This window comes from Canibacter zhoujuaniae (assembly GCF_011752015.1).
GTDB lineage: Bacteria > Actinomycetota > Actinomycetes > Actinomycetales > Microbacteriaceae > Canibacter > Canibacter zhoujuaniae.
Map to the genome: position 1 here is coordinate 902923 of NZ_JAAIKA010000001.1, position 17931 is coordinate 920853.

18 protein-coding genes and 1 tRNA gene are annotated in these 17931 nt (G+C 55.8%); 7 read left to right on the forward strand and 12 right to left on the reverse strand.

All coding sequences use genetic code 11. The annotated features are described in order from the left end of the window. Position 1: 1 nt before the first annotated feature. The 4 genes from HCQ99_RS04270 to HCQ99_RS04285 are packed head-to-tail and all read left to right on the forward strand — an operon-like array spanning position 2 to position 4082. On the forward strand, positions 2-886 hold the full coding sequence (locus HCQ99_RS04270; RefSeq protein ID WP_166986139.1) for an ABC transporter permease: 885 nt from the start codon (positions 2-4) through the stop codon (positions 884-886). Next, positions 886-1683 carry an ABC transporter permease gene (locus tag HCQ99_RS04275; RefSeq protein ID WP_166986142.1) on the forward strand — a complete coding sequence of 266 codons (798 nt, stop codon included), beginning with the start codon at positions 886-888 and terminating at the stop codon, positions 1681-1683. The genes HCQ99_RS04270 and HCQ99_RS04275 overlap by 1 nt, the downstream gene beginning before the upstream one ends. Continuing rightward, complete coding sequence (locus HCQ99_RS04280) at positions 1676-2689, forward strand: ABC transporter ATP-binding protein (protein ID WP_166986145.1); 1014 nt, start codon at positions 1676-1678, stop codon at positions 2687-2689. Before HCQ99_RS04275 ends, HCQ99_RS04280 begins: the two co-directional genes overlap by 8 nt. Before the next feature lie 19 nt (positions 2690-2708). Further along, on the forward strand, positions 2709-4082 hold the full coding sequence (locus HCQ99_RS04285) for an NAD(P)/FAD-dependent oxidoreductase (protein ID WP_166986147.1): 1374 nt from the start codon (positions 2709-2711) through the stop codon (positions 4080-4082). Positions 4083-4186: 104 nt separating this feature from the next. On the opposite strand, the gene HCQ99_RS04290 is transcribed toward HCQ99_RS04285, so the two are convergent. The 7 genes from HCQ99_RS04290 to ubiE all read right to left on the reverse strand — a co-directional run bounded on the left by HCQ99_RS04290 (position 4187) and on the right by ubiE (position 9882). Further along, positions 4187-4272: transfer RNA gene (locus tag HCQ99_RS04290), tRNA-Ser, on the reverse strand. A gap of 76 nt (positions 4273-4348) precedes the next feature. Then, a complete protein-coding gene (truA, locus tag HCQ99_RS04295; protein ID WP_166986151.1) occupies positions 4349-5209 on the reverse strand; it encodes a tRNA pseudouridine(38-40) synthase TruA in 861 nt (286 codons plus the stop codon). A gap of 5 nt (positions 5210-5214) precedes the next feature. Continuing rightward, positions 5215-6081 (reverse strand): sulfite exporter TauE/SafE family protein, encoded by an 867-nt coding sequence (locus HCQ99_RS04300; protein WP_166986154.1) that lies wholly within the window; start codon positions 6079-6081, stop codon positions 5215-5217. A gap of 47 nt (positions 6082-6128) precedes the next feature. Next, positions 6129-6683 carry an orotate phosphoribosyltransferase gene (pyrE, locus tag HCQ99_RS04305; protein WP_166986157.1) on the reverse strand — a complete coding sequence of 185 codons (555 nt, stop codon included), beginning with the start codon at positions 6681-6683 and terminating at the stop codon, positions 6129-6131. 9 nt (positions 6684-6692) lie between these two features. Then, positions 6693-8087 carry an FAD-dependent oxidoreductase gene (locus tag HCQ99_RS04310; RefSeq protein ID WP_243854784.1) on the reverse strand — a complete coding sequence of 465 codons (1395 nt, stop codon included), beginning with the start codon at positions 8085-8087 and terminating at the stop codon, positions 6693-6695. Positions 8088-8092: 5 nt separating this feature from the next. Next, entirely contained in the window at positions 8093-9163 is a 1071-nt protein-coding gene (locus HCQ99_RS04315; RefSeq protein WP_166986160.1) for a polyprenyl synthetase family protein, read from the reverse strand. After that, a complete protein-coding gene (gene ubiE, locus HCQ99_RS04320; protein ID WP_166986163.1) occupies positions 9163-9882 on the reverse strand; it encodes a bifunctional demethylmenaquinone methyltransferase/2-methoxy-6-polyprenyl-1,4-benzoquinol methylase UbiE in 720 nt (239 codons plus the stop codon). The genes HCQ99_RS04315 and ubiE overlap by 1 nt, the downstream gene beginning before the upstream one ends. A gap of 58 nt (positions 9883-9940) precedes the next feature. Between ubiE and HCQ99_RS04325 the strand changes: the two genes are divergently transcribed. Further along, entirely contained in the window at positions 9941-11188 is a 1248-nt protein-coding gene (locus HCQ99_RS04325; RefSeq protein ID WP_243854545.1) for an isochorismate synthase, read from the forward strand. Here the strand turns inward: HCQ99_RS04325 and menD are convergent. Both menD and HCQ99_RS04335 read right to left on the reverse strand, forming a co-directional pair. Beyond that, entirely contained in the window at positions 11181-12968 is a 1788-nt protein-coding gene (gene menD, locus HCQ99_RS04330; protein WP_166986166.1) for a 2-succinyl-5-enolpyruvyl-6-hydroxy-3-cyclohexene-1-carboxylic-acid synthase, read from the reverse strand. The two genes, HCQ99_RS04325 and menD, sit on opposite strands and share 8 nt — an antisense overlap. After that, a complete protein-coding gene (locus HCQ99_RS04335; protein ID WP_166986169.1) occupies positions 12968-13378 on the reverse strand; it encodes a PLD nuclease N-terminal domain-containing protein in 411 nt (136 codons plus the stop codon). The genes menD and HCQ99_RS04335 overlap by 1 nt, the downstream gene beginning before the upstream one ends. Before the next feature lie 64 nt (positions 13379-13442). Here HCQ99_RS04335 and HCQ99_RS04340 point away from each other — a divergent pair, with 64 nt between their 5' ends. Continuing rightward, entirely contained in the window at positions 13443-13745 is a 303-nt protein-coding gene (locus HCQ99_RS04340) for a DUF4229 domain-containing protein (RefSeq protein ID WP_166986172.1), read from the forward strand. Here HCQ99_RS04340 and HCQ99_RS04345 read toward each other — a convergent pair. The 3 genes from HCQ99_RS04345 to HCQ99_RS04355 are packed head-to-tail and all read right to left on the reverse strand — an operon-like array spanning position 13719 to position 16798. Then, positions 13719-14684, reverse strand: coding sequence for a 1,4-dihydroxy-2-naphthoate polyprenyltransferase (locus tag HCQ99_RS04345; RefSeq protein ID WP_166986175.1), 966 nt, complete (start codon positions 14682-14684; stop codon positions 13719-13721). The genes HCQ99_RS04340 and HCQ99_RS04345 overlap by 27 nt on opposite strands. 21 nt (positions 14685-14705) lie before the next feature. Beyond that, positions 14706-15878 carry an AMP-binding protein gene (locus tag HCQ99_RS04350; RefSeq protein WP_166986178.1) on the reverse strand — a complete coding sequence of 391 codons (1173 nt, stop codon included), beginning with the start codon at positions 15876-15878 and terminating at the stop codon, positions 14706-14708. Positions 15879-15886: 8 nt separating this feature from the next. Then, positions 15887-16798, reverse strand: coding sequence for a 1,4-dihydroxy-2-naphthoyl-CoA synthase (locus HCQ99_RS04355; RefSeq protein WP_166986181.1), 912 nt, complete (start codon positions 16796-16798; stop codon positions 15887-15889). A 58-nt stretch (positions 16799-16856) separates the two neighbouring features. Between HCQ99_RS04355 and HCQ99_RS04360 the strand changes: the two genes are divergently transcribed. Then, complete coding sequence (locus HCQ99_RS04360) at positions 16857-17924, forward strand: o-succinylbenzoate synthase (protein ID WP_166986184.1); 1068 nt, start codon at positions 16857-16859, stop codon at positions 17922-17924. The last annotated feature ends 7 nt before the right edge of the window (positions 17925-17931 follow it).

Here is a 17931-nt window from a genome sequence, read left to right on the forward strand (position 1 = left end):
AATGGCTGACACAACTGCAATCCCTATCGGGCGGGCAGATAAACACCCGTCGCGCTGGAATTCACGCGCTTTTCTGCTGCTGTTACCTGCGTATGCGCTTCTCATAGGAGTTTTTGCTTACCCGCTCCTTGAAAGTTTATTGCTCAGTGTTACCGACCCAACTTTTGGTGATCAAAACTATCGTTGGTTATTCGGAGATCCAAACAATATACGAATTATCTGGCGCACTTTCACAAACGCTGCATTGGCAATGATTATTTGCCTGGTGTTGGCTTATCCATACGCATACTTAATGCTTATTGTGGGGAAGAAAGCTCGCACAGCTCTGATCATAATTGCGTTAATCCCTTTCTGGACATCACTTATGATTCGCACCTTCGCTTGGATAGTTTTACTACAGGACACGGGTTTAATAAACAGTTTCCTGCAAGCGATTGGACTCCCGCAGATGGAACTCATTCGCACGAACACTGGCGTTATGATCGGCTTAACTCAAGTATTAATGCCGTTCATGGTGCTTCCTCTATATTCCGTGATGAGCGGCATAGATATGCGTCTAGTAACTGCGGCACGTTCACTGGGCGCATCCCCCGCGGCAGCTTTCTTCAAAATATTTCTGCCGCTCACAATACCCGGTATAGCGGCAGGGAGCCTCTTGGTCTTTATACAAGCTCTAGGGTTCTATGTCACCCCCGCTCTGCTAGGTTCTCCACGCGATAGCATGCTCGCGCAAGCAATTTACACACAAGTTAGTGGATTGCTCGATTGGGGCCGCGGAGGTGCCTTCGGGGTCATCCTGCTTGTTTGCACACTCATAGTTTTGGCAGCTGTCGCACTCATAGCAAAGATCGGCAGGAAACGCGGAATGGCGGTGAAGGTCTTCTAATGCTGAAACCAAATCGTACAACCAAGATAATATTATGGCTTGTCGCCACAGCTGTCGCTGTCTGGCTGATTGCCCCAACCCTGATTGTGATACCTTTGAGTTTCACTGATAAGGCATCACTCTCTTTCCCGCCATCGGGTTGGTCAGCCAGATGGTATGAATCATTTTTCACAAACTGGCAATGGACAACCGCTTTAGGCAATTCACTGTTATTAGGTTTGTTGGTAGCCTTACTCGCTACTGTTCTGGGTTTATTTGCAGCCCTAGGGCTTAGGCACATAGTTAAGAAAAAAACCGTTGGGATTCTAACGACAGGTCTTCTCGCCCCTATGATTGTGCCCAGCATAGTAATTGCAATCGGCATATATGCAGTGTTCCTAAAGTTAGGGATCGTCGGAACGCTCGTGGGTTTCTTACTAGCCCACACTGTCCTTGCTCTACCGTTCACAGTTGTAGCAATAACTGCGGGTTTTGCGAGTTTTGACGAGAGACTTGAGTTAGCAGCTCAAAGTCTTGGTGCTAGCCCAATAAAGACCTTTCTCTCCGTAACAATGCCAAATATTGCTCCGAGCATGGTCTCTGGCGCGCTTTTCGCATTCGTAACTTCATTTGATGAGGTTATGATCTCGCTGTTTATCAAGAGCCCCCATTTTGAAACCTTGCCAGTCCTAATGTATGCGAGTGTTACTCGTGATACAGACCCAACCCTAGCTGCAGCGGCGACCATGATTTTGGTCCTTACAACGCTGCTGGTGGCTATATCACTGACCTTTGTGGGAAGGAAAAAACGTGGATAATAAAAAAACAGGTGCTGAAATTCGCCTTGAAGGAATCACGAAGGTTTACCCAACTTCAGTAGCGCTCGACCATGTTAGCTTGCATATAAAAGCTGGGGAATTTATCACTTTTCTTGGGCCGTCTGGCTCCGGCAAAACAACCACGCTCAACCTTATCGCAGGGTTTGCTTCACTAACTGAGGGTGATGTTTTCATCGACGATATAAAAATGAATGATGTACCTGTTCACAAGCGTGAGCTAGGTATTGTATTCCAGCATTATGCGCTTTTCCCCCACATGAATGTAGCCAAAAATGTGGGGTTCCCCCTAAAACAACGTGGGGTGAATAAAAAAGAAATTGCTGAACGTGTTGATAAAGCTCTAGCTGTTGCCGGTCTTTCAGGATTCGGTAACCGACTACCAAACGAGCTGTCCGGAGGTCAACAGCAGCGCGTTGCCCTGGCACGCGCTCTGGTGTTTGATCCTCTTGTCCTCCTATTAGATGAACCGCTTGGGGCGCTTGATAAAAAATTACGCGAAGGACTGCAGTTAGAGTTACGGCGAATCCACAAAGAAGTTGGTCGCACTTTTATTTTCGTGACCCACGATCAGGAGGAGGCCCTCCTACTGTCTGATCGAATCGCGGTTTTTAATGCCGGCAGGATCGAACAGGTCGGCACGGCACAAGAGCTTTACGATGCACCATGTTCTCGATTCGTTGCTGAATTTATCGGAGATTCCACGATTGTGGAATCTGGCGAAACAGGATTGGCTTATGTGGTGCGCCCAGAGCGTGGAACCCTCTTCCCGAGCGGAGCAGATATTCCAGCCGACATGCAAGCTGTGCCGGTAACAATAAAACAATCAATCTACCTTGGTTCAGGATGGAAATTTGAAATTGAACTAAAAGACGGCACTAAAGGTGTAGTGCGCAGCCCAAATCTCCATAACTGGATTACAGGCGACAATATTTCAGCGCAGCTAGCTTGGAACCCCACAAACACCCCAACAGTTCCCGCTAGCTAGAAAGATAAAGAGGAATACTATGCTCAACGGACAAGTGTCACACTGGTGGCAACAAATAGGCATACCAACCACGAGACCGCAACTACCGGGTGACTTAACTGCAGATGTTGCAATTGTTGGCGGCGGATACACTGGGTTGTGGACTGCTTACTATCTGAAACAAGCTCAGCCAGATTTGCGAATCGTAATCATTGAGCAACGTCACGTAGGATACGGGGCATCAGGGCGTAACGGAGGCTGGCTCACCAACTCAATCACCGGAGGAAGGCAACAATATCTACGCTCACACGGCTTAGAAACAGTAAACCGTTTCCAGGCAATCGTTAATGAGACAGTAGACGAGGTAATCCGAGTATGCGATGCCGAATCCATCGATGCTGACATCGTCAAAGGTGGTGAATTTAATGTTGCGCTTAACACTGCGCAAGAAAATCGTCTGCGAGAGTTCGCAAAGGCAGAACAGCGATTCAAGCACACAGATTTACAACTATTGGAAGCACCAGATGCGATAGAAAAGATTAATATCGCTGGCACTAAAGCAGCTGTTTGGCACCCACACTGCGCCCGTATACAGCCGGCAAAATTGGTTAAAGGTCTTGCGAGTGCAGTAGAAAAGCTTGGCGTTAAAATCTACGAAGGAACCCAAGCAATAGAAATAACTAAAGGTCTGGTTGTGACAACTTGCGGCAACGTCAAGGCCGATACTGTCGTACGTGCAACTGAAGGCTTCACAGCAAACTTACACGGGTTAAAGCGTCTATGGCTGCCGCTTAATTCGTCGATAGTTGCGACAGAGCCACTACCAAAAGCTGTATGGGATGAAATCGGCTGGGAAGGGCGAGAGACCCTCGGAGACTTCGCACACGTCTACATGTATGCGCAACGCACCTCCGATGACAGAATCACAATCGGAGGGCGCGGGGTCCCATACAAATACGGATCAAAAACTGATCTAGACGGAAAAACACCTGATGTAACGATCCGTATGTTAAGTGAAATTCTCCATCGTTTTTTCCCGGTAACAAGCAACTTCTCTATTGACCATGCGTGGTCTGGTGTGTTGGGTGTGCCTCGAGATTGGTCTGCCACAGTGGGCATTGATAGGGAAACCAATATAGCTTGGGCCGGTGGGTACGTCGGAACAGGAGTTGCAAGCACAAACCTTGCGGGACGCACCCTAACAGATTTGATACTGCACCAAAAAACACAGCTCACTACTTTGCCTTGGGTTAATCACCGGGTACGTAAATGGGAGCCAGAACCACTTAGATGGATCGCAACGAAAACCCTATACACAGCTTACGGAATGGCTGACGGAGCTGAAAATGCAGGGCGTGCAAGCACATCACCGCTAGCAAAAATTGCAGATGTGGTTACCGGGCGTGGGCACTAACCAGCAGAGGAACACGTGACACAATAAGCAATTCAGAGGGTCACAACACCCCACAGTAAATAGCAGAAAGTCCTGGAAAGATTCACTTTTCCAGGACTTTCTAGTGGCGGAAGGTAAGGGATTCGAACCCTTGAGGCTTTCACCTGCTAGTTTTCAAGACTAGTTCCTTCGGCCGCTCGGACAACCTTCCGCAGATTAGCCTAGCAATCTCACCCCGGCATCGCAACTTTTAAGCTGCGGCACGCAAGCAAATTAACCCTCTGCCACTAGCTGAGCGATTGACGGCGGGCTCTTGTTTGCAACGCGCGCGCCGCAAGCTCGCCAGGGGCCGGATAAGCGATTTCTTCGAGCGAGAGACCGTGCGCGGGCATCACAACAAATTTTGCGGATCGCGTGCGCGCCGCCTCAAGCTCAGCCAGCTCCCGCAAACTGATCCGTCCGGTACCAACAGCAACCGCGGCGCCAACCAGCGCACGCACCATCGAATGACAGAATGCGTCAGCCTGCACACGCGCCGCAAAGGTGCCAGGCGCCACCTGACGCCACTCAAAGTGTGAGAGATGCCGCACAGAAGTTGCACCCTCGCGCGCCTTACAAAAAGTGGCAAAATCGCGCAAGCCTACAAGCGACTGTGAGGCCGCCTGCATGGCATCAAAGTCGACTGTTTTCTTTAGCTCCACGGTGTGGTTGCGTGTGAGCAGATCGAGCGCGCCAGGGTTGCAGATGCGATATTCATAGCGGCGATACAAAGCTCCGAAACGTGCGTCAAACTCGTCCGGTACCTGAGTTACCGCTCGCACCACAGCGTCACTGACCCCCTGCCGCACAAGCACCCCGTTAATGCGGCGAGGGCGGTCAAGCAGCTGCGTCGCCTCTGCCTCACTCACGTCGAGGTGCGCAACCTGCCCGCGTGCGTGCACTCCCGCATCTGTGCGCCCACCGACTGTCAGACGCACCCACTCCGGGTCGGCTGCGGTGACAGTGGTTTCAGCTCCAGCAGGCTTGCGCCGCAGCACTGTGGTTAGTGCCTGTTCGAGCGCACCCTGCACCGTCCGCAGCCCGGGCTGTGTCGCCCAACCGTGAAAATCGGTGCCGTCATAAGCAATGTCAAGACGCAGTCGCGGCATCCGGGTTACGCTTCCACACTTTCGCCGCGATCCGCAAGCTTTTTCGCTTTCACATCTTTTCTTATGCGCAAGCAATACTGCACAGCGATCAGCGCCAGGAAAACTGAAAAGAGCACATTGGCGGTAAATGGATCAATTGACACTGCGATCCACGCCCCGAACGGCGCTGTTGCAGCCGCAGACACCCCGATAGCTATCGCCGGCCCAAACTGCACGTTGCCCGATTTAAACTGTTTTTGTGTTGCAGCAATAGCGCCCACGAAAGCCATCAACAGTGAAGTGCCTTTCGCGAGAATATCGCTCATTCCGAAACCGACAATCAGCAGCGGCACAACAATAACACCGCCACCGATGCCGAGCAGGCCGGTCGCTATCCCCGCGGTAAACCCACTCACCGCAAGCAGCACAAGCACCCACCAGTGCAGCTCAAAGTGACTGCTGCGATCCGGGATAAACACCCACAGCATAACCGCTGACACAGCAATAAACACCAAAAACACAATCTCCAAGGCTAGGAGGCTGAGTTTCTGCTGCAGTTTCACGCCGAGGCGCGCACCGAAAAAGATCCCCGCCGCAAGCGTGATCCCGCCAATCCAATGCACTGAGCCGTGATATGCGAAAGAGGTGACACCTGAGAGTGCGATCGGTGCGAGTGCCAGAGCCGACGTCGCGCTAGCCTGTCGCTGATTGAAGCGAAACAGAAAAACCAAAAGCGGCACGATCACGACACCGCCGCCGAGACCGAAAACGCCGCTGATCGCGCCGCTGATCGCGCCGACTACAAGGTACGGCCAAAGCGCTCCGAGAGAGTTAGCGCCGCCGCCGTAGCGCCCCCATTTGCCCGGCATACTATCTGCTGCAACTGTGTTCACTGGTTCTTATTCTGTTAGCGAGACTAGTGTTCTGTCACTCTAACCGACTACTGCGGGTCAAGGCCGAGGTCGTCAAGGCCGATCGCGTAGCGGTATTCATAGCCGGCTTCTTCAATGCGCGCCTTCGCCGGAGCCTGTCGATCAACTACCACAGCAACACCAGCGATCTCGGCCCCCACCTTTTCAAGCGCTGCAATCGCCTGCAACGGTGAACCACCCGTTGTTGAAGTGTCTTCAACAACAATCACTCGTTTGCCCGTAAGATCAGGCCCCTCAACCTGGCGGCCGCGGCCGTGATCCTTCGGCTGTTTGCGCACAACAAAGGAGTCATAGGTTTTACCGCGCGCAACACCCTGATGCATAATTGCTGAGGCGATTGGATCGGCCCCCATCGTGAGGCCACCGACCGCGACAACACCGTCAATATCGTCAATTAGATCAAGCATAACCTGCCCGATGAGTGGCGCCGCGCGGTGATCTAGGCTGAGTTTGCGCAGATCAATATAGTATGTGGCTTTTTTCCCGCTCGTCAGCGTAAAATCACCGTGAAAAACAGCCTCAGATTTAATCAGCTCAATTAGTTGCTCGCGTGCATCACTCATGCTTCTATTCTAGGAGTTAGAAACACGGATCATTTCGTCGCGGTCAACAACTTTCAGACGCTCACGCTGGTGCTTATGCGTCGCGCCGAGTTCACGCTCATATGCGTCAAGCTTCTGCCAGCCAGCAACCGTTGTGTATGCAACGCCACGCTCGTTAAGCAGGGCGGGGATCACCGCCGGGTCAGCGTCAGCGGCATCTGGTTGCCACAGCAACCCCGCCCGCCAGTCGGCCACAAGCGAGTCGATCGTTTCTTTCGCATCTGACTTGGTTGCGCCTATCAGCCCAACCGGCCCGCGTTTAATCCACCCGGTGGCATAAACCCCAGTGGCAACTCGGCCCTGCTCATTCGGAATCACGCCGCGCACCGCATCAAACGGCACACCAGGCAGCTCGCTGCCGTAGTATCCAATTGCACGATACAGCGCCTGCACAGGGATCACTTCCACCTGGTCAGTATCAACAACCCCGCCGGAGCCATCCGGTGCTGTGCGCTGTATCTTCACACCCGAAACCCGCCCGAACACGTCGGTCTCAACACCGATGGGTTTAGACCAGAAGTGAAACACAAGCTGACGGCTGGCGGGGGCCTCATCCCCCGCGGCACGGGCACGCTGCGCCGCCCGCCACTTGTCAAAAATGCGCGTCATCACCAAAACCTGTTTGTTTTGCTGTGGCAGCGCAGCAAGATAGTCGTCGGTGAGGGTAAAATCGCGCTCATCGAGCACCATATCAACGTCACGCACTTCACCCAGTTCACGCAGCTCAAGCGGCGTGAACTTCACCTGCAGCGGGCCGCGCCGCCCGAAAATATGCAGCTCTTTAATAGGGTTTGCAGCCAAACCCTCATACACGTTATCCGGAATCTCGGTTGTTAAAAGATCGTCTGCGTGCTTGACCAGCATGCGCGAAATATCGAGCGCGACGTTACCGTTGCCGATCACGGCGACCGACTCTGCCTCCAGCGGCCAGGTGCGCGGCACATCAGGGTGACCGTCAAACCAGTTCACAAAATCGGCAGCACCAAACGCGCCCGCAGCATCAATGCCGGGAATCTCTAAAGGTGCATCCGTTATTGCGCCCGTCGCAAAAATAACCGCATGATAGTGCTTTTTAAGATCGTCTAACGTGATGTCGGTACCGAAATTAACGTTTCCGAAATAGCGAATCTGCCCCTCATCAAGCACCTCTTTCAGCGCGTTGATGATGCCCTTAATGCGTGGGTGGTCGGGCGCAACACCGTAGCGCACCAGCCCATAAGGCGCAGGTAACCGCTCAAACAGATCAACCACCACATCAAAATCGCGCTGCAGCTTCAGCAGAATATCGGCTGCATAGGTGCCGGCAGGGCCCGCACCAATAACCGCGACGCGCAGTGTCGGAAGTTTCACACCGGTGTCTGTCACTGCCCTTAGCCCTCCCGGTTGACGATGGTTTGCGCCAGTTCGGTCAGCCCTGACTTCACAACCCCGTCGGGCAAAATATCCAGTGCGCTAATAGCCTGCGCCGCAATCTCCCGGGCGCGCTCTGCAGTTGCCTGCGTCACCGAGTGGGCACGCAGCTCCTCTACCACTGCGTCCATAACACCAGGGTCGGCCCCCTCTGCAACAGCCTGCACGCCCGCATCGATACGCTGCAACAGGTCTGCTGCCTGCGCATCACTGCGCGCTTTGTCACGCAGCAGCAGGAGCGGCAGTGTCACAACTCCGGCGCGCAGGTCGGTGCCTGCCCGCTTGCCCGTATCCTGTTTTGCGGGCGAGAGATCGATAACATCGTCGATTAATTGGAACGCCAAACCGATCGCCTCACCGTATTCGGTGAGCGGGTCTAAATACTCGCGCGGCGCACCGGACACCAGGGCACCCATGCGTGCCGCACAAGCGATTAGTGCGCCGGTCTTGTCGGCGAGCACCTGGAGGTAAAACTCAAGCTCGTTGTCACCCTCAGCTGGCCCCACTGTCTCATGCAGCTGGCCGAGGCAGAGACGCTCAAAGGTTGCAGCCTGAAGTTTAATTGCTTCCTCACCAAGATCGGTAACCAGGCTTGAAGCGCGCGCAAAAAGCAGATCACCGGCGAGAATCGCAACCGAGTTTGACCAGTTCAGATGCGCAGTTTTCACGCCTCGACGCAGCACCGCCGCATCCATCACATCATCGTGATACAGGCTCGCTAAATGCGTTAGCTCAATGGCTTGCGCCACCTGCCGCACCCGCTCATCAGGCCCGTTTCCAAGCTCGCTCACAAGCACAGTTAAAAGCGGGCGGATCCTTTTGCCGCCGGCCTCGGCAAGATAGCGAGCAGCGGCATCTGCCACCGGAGATGAGAAACGAGTTTGCTCTAACAAACCCTCTTCAATTTTGGCTAGTTCGCCCTCTAACTGCTTAATCTTGCGCTTGTGTTGCACATTGCGAAAGAGCCTGCCGGGCAGTGCTTGGGTTGCAGTTTCAACCGTAATTGCGCCGCTGTCTGATTTGCCAAGCATTATTCCTCGCCCTCCTCAAGCGGCACAAAACCGCGGTGCAGTGCAGCAATTCCGTAAGACAGGTTGCGGTATTTCACATTTTCAAGACCCGCCGCAGTGAGCAACTTTGCCAGCTCTTTTTGGTTTGGCCATGCCGCAATTGACTCATTCAGGTAGTCGTAAGCGGCGCGATCCTTCGTCACCGCACCCGCAATTACCGGGAGCACTTTTGCGGCATAGAAGCTGTAGGGTTTGCGCAGCGGTGCTACCGGAGTTGAGAACTCGCAGACAACAACACGACCACCGGGTTTTACAACACGACGCATCTCGGCAAGCGCCCGCGGCACATCGCTCACATTGCGCAACCCGAATGAAATAGTTGCCGCATCAAAGCTGTCGTCTGCAAACGGCAGCTGTGTGGCATCAGCGAATTCAAAGCTTACGAGCGGGTTGTTAGCGTGTTTTGCGCGACCGACAGCGAGCATGCCCTCTGAGAAGTCAGCTGCCACCACATGCGCACCGTGTTTTGCGAGCGCGACGCTGGAGGTTCCGGTGCCGGCGGCAAGATCGAGAATGCGCTCACCCTCTGCCGGCGCTACAGCTTTCACCAGAGCTAGCCGCCACAGGCGATCAATACCGAAAGTTAGCAGGTCGTTCGTTAGATCATAGCGGCTGGCGATCTTGTCAAACATTCCTGAAACGTCGGCGGCTTTTTTGGTTTCAATATCCGGTCTGCTCACTCCTCTATCGTAGCGGCGCAGACAGAGCAAATCCTAGGAAGCACAGTAAAATGAGCGGGTGAGCATCCCGATGCTAAAAGTTGTGAGCGAGTTTTGCGCCGATCCTGGCGAGCTGCTCGATTTTGCGCACCGCCAGAAGCCGCTCGTTTGGTTGCGCGGCAACCGGCAAGCGGTTGGAATTGGGGAGGCTTTAAGGCTCACCGCGAGCGGCCCGGCACGTTTCACTGTGTTGCGTGAGAAGTGGCAGGAAATCGCTGCCGCGGCAGCGGTGACAGACGAGGTGCATCTGCCGGGCAGTGGGTTAGTGGCTTTCGGGGCGTTTGCGTTTGCCGATGACAGCGCGGCGCAGTCGAGCCTTGTCGTGCCTGAAATCACGCTGCATCAGCATGATAATCAGTGGTTTGTGACACGCGTTACTGTTGCAAGCGCGCACTGTGCCACCGCACTGCCTGATTTTTCTGCTCGACCAACAACCCCCGCTGGTGAGTGGGATCCTGTCGCACTCAATCCACACCCTGATCTGGCTGCGCGCACCAGCTATCTCAAAAAAGCTCACCAGGTTTTAGAGACGCTCGCTGCAGGAGGCGCAGAGAAGGTTGTGCTCGCGCGCCAAATTAGTGCGCCGATCCACCCCAATGCTGATTTGCGAGTGCCGCTCCGGCGTTTAGCGCAGCGATTTCCCGACTGCTGGACCTTCGCGTTTGACGGGTTTTTGGGCGCCACCCCTGAAACACTCGCGCGCGTGGTGCGGGGTCGCATGTCTGCTTTGGTGCTGGCCGGCACCACACCGCGCGCCGCAGATAGCGCAGCAGACGCGCTCAGACGTCACCATCTTTTGGCCTCAGACTCACTCGCGCGCGAACATGAGTATGCCGCAGCGAGTGTTGTCGAGGCGGTTTCTGATCTTGTGACTAAGCTCCAGGTGACTGCGCCACAGGTTGTGCAGCTGCCGAATGTTTGGCATTTGGCAACAGCAATCTCAGCTCACACAACCGCCGATGTTTCTGCTCTCGATCTGACAGCGGCGATGCATCCGACCGCTGCGGTGGCGGGCACGCCAACATCGGCCGCGAAAAATGTGATCGCTGCGGTTGAAGGTTTTGATCGCAGATTCTATGCCGGCGCGATCGGCTGGCTGGATGCGAGCGGTGACGGTGAATGGGCCTTAGCCTTACGCTGCGCTGAAGTGCGCGATGGGGTTGTGACCGCTACCGCCGGCGGTGGGTTTGTCGCAGGTTCCGATCCGGTAAGAGAGCTCGACGAGACCGTCGCAAAATTTGCGCCGATCGTTGATGCTTTTAAATAGTTACTTCAATAATTTCTGGGTCTTGCACCTGCCGGGTCAGCACAGTATCGAGTTCGGAGCGCGTAGCTACCTTTTCGTACTTCCAGCCGTAAGCGGTAGCGAGCGACTCGATCACAACATTATGCGGGGTGCGCATAACACGGTCGTATGCCTGGGCAGATGCTGTTTTCTTCACCTCAAGCTGCTCGAAGATAGTGCCCCCGCAGTCGTTTAAAACGAATATTTGCAGCGCTGGTTGCGCCTCTCCCGGGGTTAGCGCGAGAGACCCGGCATCGTGCAACAGCGCCAAATCGCCGATTAAAAGCCGGGTTACTCCGGCAGACGCTGCGATTTCACCGTTTACTCGCGCTGCGACTCCAAACTGGGATGCGGTAGCAATGCCAAGCGCGGTCGCAACAGTGCCATCAATACCCGCAACGCCCCTGTTTGCGTGCACGGGCACGGGGCGTCCCGGCACCTGCCGGTCAGCAACACGCACGAGACGAGACGCCGCAAAAACCAGCCGATCGTGCGGCCAGCAGGCCTGCCAAACTCGCTCGACCAGCATTTCGCGGGTGACCGGTTCGCGCATTGCGGCAAGCTCCTGCCTGGCATACTGATTGCGTTCTTTGTAACCGGTTTCACGTGCGAGAGCTGTATCCGGCGCGTGCGCCGTAGTGCGGGATGTGAGCAGCTCACGGTCAGCGCGCACCCATGCTCGAAGCCACGCTCGGCCGCGGTCGCGGTTAAACCCATCTGGCAGCAAAATATCGGGAACAACCCGCACCCTGTTTTTAAGCTCCGCATCAGACACACCGGCCGGTAAATAAACAGGCAGACCGACACCTGCCGAGCTCGTTGCCACAGCATCCACTACCACCACTCGCACTGCCGGCTCGCTAAGCAGCGCCAGCACTTCCCGAGTGAGAGTCGGGTAACCGAATACCACCGCCTGGGCAATCGCGCCACGAGTTTCGGCATCAGCGAGCAGAGTTTGATAACAGTTGATCACATTCCTACCGAAACGTGCACCGGAAACAACCTCTGCCAATAACGGCAGCCCCGCACGGTGTGCAAAATCTTCGGCGGATCGGCCAGCGCCGGCACCTGCAATCACGACGGTGGGGAGGGAGTCATCTAACACAGCGGGAGAAGTCTCGACCAAGCCAAGCTCATACGCTTTTACCTGGGAGTTGGCGCCGCCCTCGTATGCTTGCTCCGGTGGCGACACAGATTCGGGAACGTCACCAGACCCGGAGAGCGGCTCGTTGAGCCGCAGATTTAGATGCACGGGCCCCGTTTTGCTCGCGGTGTGTAAGCGCCCAGCGAGTGAGTCAAAATAGGAGAGCTCAGGCACTGCCGCCGCCGCAATCTCAAGGTCTATTCCAAAACGGGCATATGCTCGGAAAATAGCCGCCTGTGACGCTGTTTGGTTGGCGCGAATACCGTGTAACTCAAGCGGCCGGTCTGCGCTTATCACAAGCAACGGAATACGTGCGTTTGCGGCCTCCATAACCGCAGGCATCAGGTTTGCAACTGCTGTGCCGCTGGTCGTCACAACCGCTGCAGCCCGCCCTGTTTCACGCGCTAGGCCGAGCGCGAAGAACCCCGCACTGCGCTCGTCCGTGCGCACATGCAGGAAGATACGCCCCGATTTTTCCAGCTCTGCAGCGGCAAGCGCCAAAGCCTGTGAGCGAGACCCGGGGGCGATAACAACGTCACTTAGACCGTATGCGAGAAGCGACTTCAAAAGCCGCTCAGCCGCAGCAGCAGCACCCGACAGCGGTAACGGCACTGTCATTAATTGTTTTCTTCCGGCTTGTCTCCGTCAGAATCATCCGTGGGTTTCGGGTCTTCACCCGGAAAGGTCTCATTATCGAGTTCACGCAACCGCTCTTCAAGCTCACGCAACCGCGCCTCGCTCGACTCATTGAGACGGGATAGCGCATCAGCCGCAGCAGCAGCGCCAGATGCCGCAGCGCCTGCGACCGTGCCACGAGAGCCGGCCGATCCGCCCACCTGACTGTCGCGCACCTTCCCGATGGTGAGCCAGAGAATACCACCGATAACAGGCAAGAACACCACTAACACAACCCACACAGGTTTAGAAACGCCACGCGTGCGCTGCGGCTCAGTCATTGCAGCATCAACCACCGCAAAAATCTGAAACGCCGCCGCAAGCACAACCGTGATTATCAAAGCTCTTGCCATAGCGTAATTTTATCGCACGGCACCTGTCAGCTAGCCGTCGGAGTGCATCGCTAAACTCGAAGATATGAGCGCAAAGAAAGCTTGGATTCTATACACCGTGTTGCGGCTGCTGTTTTTTGCGGTGCCGTTCACGCTAATTATGCTGTGGCTGCCAAATGTCTACGCAAACGGCCTCACCATTGGAGTGTTTTTTGCCGTTATCTGCGCAGCTATGATTTCTTTAGCGCTCTCGCTGCTGTTTTTGGGCAAACTGCGTGAACGTGCCGCGCAGGGGGTTGCCGAGTGGCGCACCTCAAGTCACACGCACGACAGCGATGTGGAAGACGCCGCCATCGACGAGCTAGAGCCCGAAACCCCACGCAATTAGAATCGCATAGGCGAGCGCTGCGATGCTTGTCAGCTGCAGCGCGAGAATCAGCTCACGCGCAGTTTTCGCGGTGAGCACAATCAAACACGTTGGCAGCACAATTAAGAGCACTAAGAAAGAAACCGAGATCCGCGGGAAAAACGGAGTGTGCACAGCAGAGACCAGAAACGGTGCGAGCGCGAAAAGCACAAACAGGATGCGGGCAGCGCGATCCCCAATAACTACCGCAAGTGTGCGCTTTCCCGCCTGTCGGTCGGTTGGAATATCGCGGATATTGTTGGCGATTAACACAGCGACAGCAAAGCACCCGATGGCGCCAGCCACCCACCAGATCTGCTGATTGGCGATATCAGACTGCAGATAGTAGGTGCCGGCGGTTGCAACAAGACCGAAGAAGATGAACACCATCACCTCGCCCAAGGCCATGTAACCGTAAGGGCGTTTGCCGCCCGTGTAAAACCAGGCTGCGATGATCGCGAGAACACCTATTACGAGAAACCACCAGCGCCCGGAGAGCACAACCGCAACAAGGCCTGCAAGCGCCGCGAGCGCAAAACATCCGAGCGCGACAGCAAGCACTTTTTTCGGGTTCACCAGCCCAGATGCGGTGAGTCGTGCGGGGCCGACGCGAAATTCATCAGTGCCGCGCACCCCGTCACTGTAGTCGTTCGCGTAGTTCACGCCGATCTGCAGCAGCACCGCAACGGCGAGCGCCAGAAGGGTTAGCGGCCAGGAAAATTCTTGCACCATCGATGCAATGCCGGCTCCGGCGATAACCGGCGCAAATGCGAGCGGCAGTGTGCGAAGCCTCGCTCCGTGCACCCAGTCGCCTATGGTTACGCTACTGTGGCCTGTGGTTTTCAGGTGTGCTGCGGTGGCGGCGCGTTTTGCGGGGTTACCTGAGACGCCCGGCCGATGCTGGTTTTTCTGCTTATTCACAAATCCACCTATTCTTTTTAGCTAACCGCTAATCCTGGCTGCCGCGAGCGCGGTTAGAGCCTGATAGTCAGGCTTGCCTCCGGCTAGTGTCGGCATGGTTTCAAGGCTTATAAATCTAGCCGGGGTTGCGGCTCTGCCGAGCTCTCTAACAAGCTCTGCGGTAACTTCTGATTCTTCTAATTTGCTGTTTTCAGTGTCATCGTTATTGCGGTGCACGACAACGAGCCGCTCACCCCAGTAGGCGTCAGGCACAGCAACCGCTGCCACGCTGCCATCCCCGTATAGTTTGGTTAGCACTGTTTCGACGCTGTCCAGTGAAACGTTAACGCCGCCGGAAATAAAGACACGATCCGCCCGCCCTGTGATCTGCAGCATGCCGCCGAGCAGCTCACCGGTATCACCCGTGCGATACCAGCGCACGCCTGTTTTTTCATCGGTAATAAACCGATCCTGCACAGAAATTCTGCCGTCTTCAGTGAGATAACCGAGCGCGAGATTAGCGCCGGCCAACTGCACCTCCCCATTGCGAATACGCACGCGCGAGTTGCCGATCTCAACCCCGTCGTAAACGCAACCGCCTGCTGTTTCAGTGGATCCGTATGTGCGCACAATGTTTACACCCAGATCGTAGGCGCGCTGTCGCAGTTGTAGCGAGGTCGGGCCGCCACCGACAAGAATCGCTGCGAATTCCTGCAGGGTTTGTAGTGCTGTCGCGTCGGTTTCGGCTAGGTCTAATAACCTGGCTAACTGCACCGGCACCACCGACATATAGCGCCGTGGGTGGGTCAGCTGTGCCGCCCGGGTAATAATCTCATTGGCGTCAGCGTTTAGGGCAAAGACAGGCTCAGTGCCGCTGATGTGGCTGCGCACCAACTGCCCAAGACCGCTCACCAGGTTGAGCGGCAGGGTGACAAGCCACTGCCCGTCGCCGCCAAGCTCTGCGAGGCTTGCGCGTGCGTTTTCAAGCAGAGCTGCAGCGCTTAAAGCAACTGTTTTTGGCTCGCCGGTCGATCCGGAGGTGCGAATCAACACAGCCGCTTCAGCTCGCACCTCATCGCTTATAACTGCTGCCTGCGAGAGCGGCTCTGTGCCCTGCGCGAGCGGCATGAGCAGTGTCTTACCCGCTAGCGCATCTGACAGAGCGGCGCACAACCAAGCGATATCCGAAGTTGGCACCTGCACGAATTGTTTCATGTCGCGCCCTAAAAGTGATAGGGGAAGGCCGACCAGTCGGGCGAGCGTTTCTCGAGGAAGCTGTCACGCCCCTCAACTGCCTCATCGGTGCCGTATGCCAGCCGGGTTGCCTCACCGGCGAACAGCTGCTGCCCGACAATGCCGTCGTCGACCGCGTTAAACGCGTATTTCAGCATGCGGATCGCGGTTGGCGACTTCCCGAGTATGGTGCGCGCCCATTTAATGCCCTCTTTTTCAAGCTCTTCGTGCGGCACGACACGGTTAACAACACCCATTTCATATGCGCGTTGCGCATCATATTCTTCGGCGAGGAAGAAGACTTCGCGCGCAAACTTCTGCCCGATTTGACGCGCAAAATATGCTGAACCGTAACCGGCATCAAAGGAGCCCACGTCTGCGTCGGTCTGCTTAAACTTCCCGTGCTCACGGCTTGCGATAGTGAGGTCGCACACCACGTTCAGCGAGTGCCCGCCGCCTGCCGCCCAGCCGGGCACCAACGCGATAACAACCTTCGGCATAAAGCGAATTAGCCGCTGCACTTCGAGGATGTGCAGCCGCCCTGCGCGGGCGGTGTCTATCCCCGCGGCGTTCTCGGTCGCCGCATATTTGTAGCCGTCTTTGCCGCGAATGCGCTGATCGCCGCCGGAGCAGAAAGCCCACCCGCCATCACGGGGGCTCGGGCCGTTACCGGTGAGCAGCACAACCCCGATTTTGGGGTTAACACGCGCTTTTTCAAGAGCGTCATACAGCTCATCAACTGTCTGTGGTCGGAAGGCATTGCGCACCTCTGGGCGGTTAAAGGCGATCCGTGAAATACGGCCATCACCACTCACGTGCGCTGTAATATCACTGTAGTTTTCAGCACCCGGCGCAAGCACCCACTCACTCGGGTCAAACAGTTCAGAAACCTTCTCACTCATGCTCACAAGTTTAGCCGCAGCCGCTTCGCACATTGGGTGGCGCGGTTAGACTTGCGGTATGGCTTTAGCCCCCTCTCCGACAGAGCATCTTCCTGACCCGCTGCCCTCGCTCGACGAGCTGCGCGAACGCGCCCGTGTCGTCTCTATTCCGCTTCGCGTCAAGTTTCGCGGGGTGCTGCAGCGTGAGGTGATGCTGTTTGCAGGGCCAAACGGGTGGGCCGAATGGGCTCCGTTTTTAGAATACGGCCCCGCTGAGTCTGCTCGTTGGTTGTGCGCCGCGCTGGCACAGGGTTGGGGGTCGCACCCTCCCCTGCTGCGGGATCGGATCGCGGTTAACGTCACAGTTCCTGCGGTCCCCGCACAGCGTGTGCCGGAAGTGCTCGCACGCTACGGCGATCTCGCTGCGCTGCAAAAGATAAAGGCTGTCAAGGTTAAAGTTGCAGAAACTGGGCAGTCGCTCGCGGCTGATACTGCGCGGATTGCGGCGGTTCGCCGCGCACTGGGTGAGAGTGTTCTGCTGCGTTTAGACGCTAATGCGGGCTGGTCTGTAAGCGATGCGCTCAACGCAGCACTGCGGCTGCAAGAATTCAATATCGACTATTTTGAACAACCCGTTGCGACACTAGCGGAACTGAAGCAACTGCGGCAGGAGTTTTCCAAGCACGAAATTCGCGCCCGCATTGCGGCAGATGAACTACTGCGTAAAGCACCCGATCCCTTCGATAAAAACTTGCAAGCCCGCCTGCGCGAAGCTGCTGATTTGGTAATCGTGAAGCAGGCACCGCTTGGCGGGGTGCGCCGCACGCTTGCAATCATCGAATCACTAAAGCTTCCCACGGTGGTTTCCAGCGGGCTCGAGACTGGGGTTGGGATAGCCGCAGGGCTCAAGCTCGCCGCCGCACTCCCCGACGCTCTGCTCGACGGCCCTTGTGGCTTAGCAACGGGCAGCTTGCTGCAGCGCGACATCCTCACCCAACCGCACAGCATTACAGCGGGAGAAATCGCCGTGCGTGCCCCCGCGGTAAGCGCAGCAGCTCTGCACGAAACTCGCGCAAGTGTTTCACGTGAAACATGGTGGCACTCGCGTCTGGCACAGAGTTATCAGGCGCTTCTAGCTGATGGTTAGGATATAC